The following is a 3,569-nucleotide window of genomic DNA, read 5'->3' as shown; positions in this document are numbered from 1 at the left end:
GCCTGGAGGTCGTCGCGCGACTTGCTGGTCGCGCGGACCTCGTCGCCCGTGATCTGCGTCTTGACGCCCTTGGGCCCCTCTTCGCGGATGATCTTGGTGATCTTCTTGGCGTTCTCGCCGGCGAGGCCCTCCTTGAGCACGCCCTCGAGGCGGTACTCCTTGCCCGACAGCTTGGGCTCCTTGTCGTCCGTGTCGAACGCCTTGAGCGAGATCCCGCGCTTGATGAGCTTGGTCTGGAAGACGTCGAGGATCGCGAGCACGCGCTCCTCGGAGTTGGCGATCATGACGATCTTCTCGCCGCTCCAGGCGATCGAGGCGCCGACGTTCTTGAAGTCGTAGCGCGTCTGGATCTCCTTGACGGCCTGGTTGAGGGCGTTGTCGACCTCCTGGCGGTCGACCTTGCTGACGATGTCCATCGATGAATCGGCCACGGTGCTCTCCTGACGAGGTAGGTGGATTGGTCTGGGGTCCACGGTAGTGGGCGGGCGGCGCGGATGCCGCCCCGGGCTGCGCGGTGTCGGCGCAGGCAGGCGTCAGCGCGTCGCGGCCAGGCGGGACGCACGCATGGCGCGCAGGCCGTCGACGCTCAGGACGACGAGCGCGAGCCAGACGAGCGAGAAGCCTGCCCACCGCGCGGGCGGCATGGGCTCGTGGAACACGAGGAGCCCGACGAGGAGCTGGAGCACGGGCGCGAGGTACTGGAGCATGCCCACGAGGCTCAGCGGCAGACGGCGGGCGGCCGCGCCGAAGAGCAGCAAGGGCAGGGCCGTGACGATCCCGCTCGAGGCCAGCAGGAGCGCGTGGCCCGTGCCCTCGGTGCCGAACGTCCCGACCCCCGTCGCGCCCAGGAAGACCAGGTAGCCGAGCGCCACGGGGAACAGCAGGGTGGTCTCGACCGCGAGTCCCGGGAGGGCCTCGACGTCGCGCCCGACCCGGTTCTTGACGAGCCCGTACAGCCCGAACGAGATCGCGAGGGTCAGCGCGATCCAGGGCAGGCGGCCCAGGCCGATCGTGAGGATGATCACGGCCGACGCCCCGATCCCCAGGGCGACCCACTGCGCGGGCCGCAGCCGTTCCTTGAGCACGAGGACAGCGAGCAGCACCGTGACGAGCGGGTTGATGAAGTAGCCGAGCGCGGCGTCGAGCACGTGGCCGGACAGCACGCCGTAGACGTAGACGGCCCAGTTCGTGGCGACCAGGACGGCCGCGATCGCGAGCAGCCCGACGGTCCGGCGCACCCGGAACACCGCCCGGTAGGCGGGCAGCTTGCGCATCACGAGCAGCAGGAGCAGGCAGAAGAGCAGGCTCCAGACCACGCGGTGGGCGATGATCTCGAGCGGCCCGGCGGGCTGGAGCAGGGGGAAGAACAGGGGCATCGCGCCCCACAGGAAGTACGCGCTCGCGCCGAGGACCACGCCCAGGCGATCGATCGGGGCGGGGCCCGCCTGGGTGCCCGGACGGGACGCGTCCGGTGGTGCGGAGAGGTCGTTCACGGGGTGCTGGGGGGCCTGGCTCACGGTCCACTGTAAGCGTGGGCGGGGTGCGCGCGCGGGGTCGATTTTTCACCAGGGCCCGATCCGCTGTACTGTTGCCACGCTCCCGCAGTTCGGAAGCGTCCTCTGGTTGCGCCTCGGCGCGGCCCGGTCGCTACCGTGTGGCGAGAGTGCACAACCGAACATGGCAGGTTGCCCGAGCGGCCAAAGGGATCTGACTGTAAATCAGACGGCACAGCCTTCGTGGGTTCGAATCCCTCACCTGCCACGCACCTGAACGAGGCGTCACCCCCTGGGTGGCGCCTCGTTCGCGTTGTCGGAGGTACGGGGCGGTCGGTCCGGCGGGTGTCGCGGTCCGGCAGGGAGCGGGGGGCACGCTCCCCGCCCGACGTCGGAGCTCGTCTCGGTCTATCGGCCGGCGGGTCGTGCGGTCGGCGTGGGGGTGAAGTCCTGACATGTCCGACGCGTGCCAGGTGTCGCGCGGGCCCCGGGGCGCACGGCCCTCAGGTCGAGAAATCGGCCTGATCACTGGGTTTCCGGGTGGTCGCAGAGGTCGATTTCGCACCACGGCAGAACCCGTGTAATCTTTTCACCGCTGCCCCGATAGCTCAGTCGGCAGAGCGTCTCCATGGTAAGGAGAAGGTCAAGGGTTCGATTCCCTTTCGGGGCTCTGTGAAGTGACGCGGGGTCGTCTCGCTGGAATACTAGCGACACGACCCCGCGTTCATCACGCGGCGGGGTAGCTCAGTTGGTCAGAGCGCACGGCTCATAATCGTGAGGTCGCGGGTTCGAGCCCCGCCCCCGCTACCACTTCCTGACATCACACCGTACGGCGGCCGGCGCCGTGCGGCCTAGCAAGCACGTAGCGCCCTCCGGAGGCGCGAGAGGTGGCACTACCGTGGCAAGCAAGAGCTCAGACGTTCGCCCGAAGATCACGCTCGCATGCGTGGACTGCAAGGAGCGCAACTACATCACGAAGAAGAACCGCCGCAACGACCCCGACCGTCTCGAGCTGGCGAAGTTCTGCCCGCGTTGCGGCAAGCACACCGCTCACCGCGAGACCCGCTGATCCAGCGGCTCCTCTGAGCAGCACCGACACGCATGGCGATCAACGCTGACTACGCCGGTCGTGAGTACCCGGCCACCGCCCCGTACTCCGTAGGCCGCGAGAAGATCCGCGAGTTCGCCAGCGCCGTCGGTTCGACCCACCCCGCGCACCACGATGTGGTCACAGCGCGGGGTTTGGGCTATCCGGACCTGATCGCGCCGCCCACCTTCGCGGTGGTCGTCGCGCAGCGGGCCGAGGCCCCGTTCATCCAGGACCCTGAGGCCGGCGTCGACTTCACGCGGGTCGTCCACGCGGACGAGCGGTTCGTGCACCACCGACCCATCGTCGCCGGCGACGAGCTGGTGACGGTCCTGCACGTCGACTCGATCACGCAGCGGGCGGGCATCTCGATGGTCACCACGCGCGCCGAGATCGGCGCCCTGGCGGCCGACGGCTCCGGAACCGTCGAGCCCGTCGCGACCGTCACGTCCAGCCTCGTCGTCCGCGGGGAGGACGCATGACCGAGCACACGGCTTCCCCGGTGAGCACCACGCGACCGGACCTCTCCGCTCTCGCGGTCGGTGACGTCGTCGGGACGCGGGAGATCGCTGTCGACCGCGCACGCCTCGTCCGGTACGCCGGCGCGAGCGGCGACTTCAACCCGATCCACTGGAACGACACCTTCGCCCAGAGCGTGGACCTGCCCGGCGTGATCGCGCACGGCATGTTCACCATGGGTGCGGCGGTGACCCTCGTCGAGGACTGGGCCGGGGACCCGGGGGCGGTCGTCGACTACCAGACCCGCTTCACGCGCCCCGTGCCCGTGCCGAACCCGGGCGAGGCGATCATCTCGGTGTCCGGCACGATCGGCGCGATCGACCCCGAGGCCCGCACGGTCCGCGTCGACCTCACCGTCACGTTCGAGGGCGCCAAGGTGCTCATGAAGTCGCAGGCCCTCGTCCGTCTCTGAGAGCCGGACACGTGAGGGTGTCCGGGCTGAGCCACGGCAGGTCGAGCCCGTCGAAGCC

The 3,569-nt window shown here is 69.5% G+C and carries 5 protein-coding genes and 3 tRNA genes; 6 read left to right on the top strand and 2 right to left on the bottom strand.

The annotated features are described in order from the left end of the window. Both ACFWFR_RS18505 and rarD read right to left on the bottom strand, forming a co-directional pair. Nucleotides 1–431, bottom strand: a 431-nt coding sequence (locus ACFWFR_RS18505; RefSeq protein WP_377624062.1) for a YajQ family cyclic di-GMP-binding protein, incomplete at its 3' end; no start/stop codon positions are given. A 102-nt stretch (nt 432–533) separates the two neighbouring features. Further along, nucleotides 534–1,430 carry an EamA family transporter RarD gene (gene rarD / locus ACFWFR_RS18500; RefSeq protein ID WP_377624063.1) on the bottom strand — a complete coding sequence of 299 codons (897 nt, stop codon included), beginning with the start codon at nt 1,428–1,430 and terminating at the stop codon, nt 534–536. 249 nt (nt 1,431–1,679) lie between these two features. Between rarD and ACFWFR_RS18495 the strand changes: the two genes are divergently transcribed. From ACFWFR_RS18495 to ACFWFR_RS18470, 6 genes are all read left to right on the top strand, one after another. After that, nucleotides 1,680–1,761, top strand: a tRNA-Tyr gene (locus ACFWFR_RS18495). 329 nt (nt 1,762–2,090) lie between these two features. Next, nucleotides 2,091–2,163 (top strand) — tRNA-Thr (locus ACFWFR_RS18490). 63 nt (nt 2,164–2,226) lie between these two features. Continuing rightward, nucleotides 2,227–2,303, top strand: a tRNA-Met gene (locus ACFWFR_RS18485). Nucleotides 2,304–2,391: 88 nt separating this feature from the next. Continuing rightward, nucleotides 2,392–2,562, top strand: coding sequence for a 50S ribosomal protein L33 (rpmG, locus tag ACFWFR_RS18480; protein ID WP_030151977.1), 171 nt, complete (start codon nt 2,392–2,394; stop codon nt 2,560–2,562). A 32-nt stretch (nt 2,563–2,594) separates the two neighbouring features. Then, nucleotides 2,595–3,062: a MaoC family dehydratase N-terminal domain-containing protein gene (locus ACFWFR_RS18475; RefSeq protein ID WP_056653682.1), complete on the top strand. Its 468-nt coding sequence runs from the start codon at nt 2,595–2,597 to the stop codon at nt 3,060–3,062. Continuing rightward, nucleotides 3,059–3,511: a MaoC family dehydratase gene (locus ACFWFR_RS18470; RefSeq protein WP_377624061.1), complete on the top strand. Its 453-nt coding sequence runs from the start codon at nt 3,059–3,061 to the stop codon at nt 3,509–3,511. Before ACFWFR_RS18475 ends, ACFWFR_RS18470 begins: the two co-directional genes overlap by 4 nt. Nucleotides 3,512–3,569 lie beyond the last annotated feature (58 nt).

The organism is Oerskovia sp. NPDC060287, from assembly GCF_042726775.1.
GTDB lineage: Bacteria > Actinomycetota > Actinomycetes > Actinomycetales > Cellulomonadaceae > Oerskovia > Oerskovia merdavium.
Note: the sequence above shows the minus strand (reverse complement) of the source record. Positions and strands in the feature narration are given on the sequence as shown.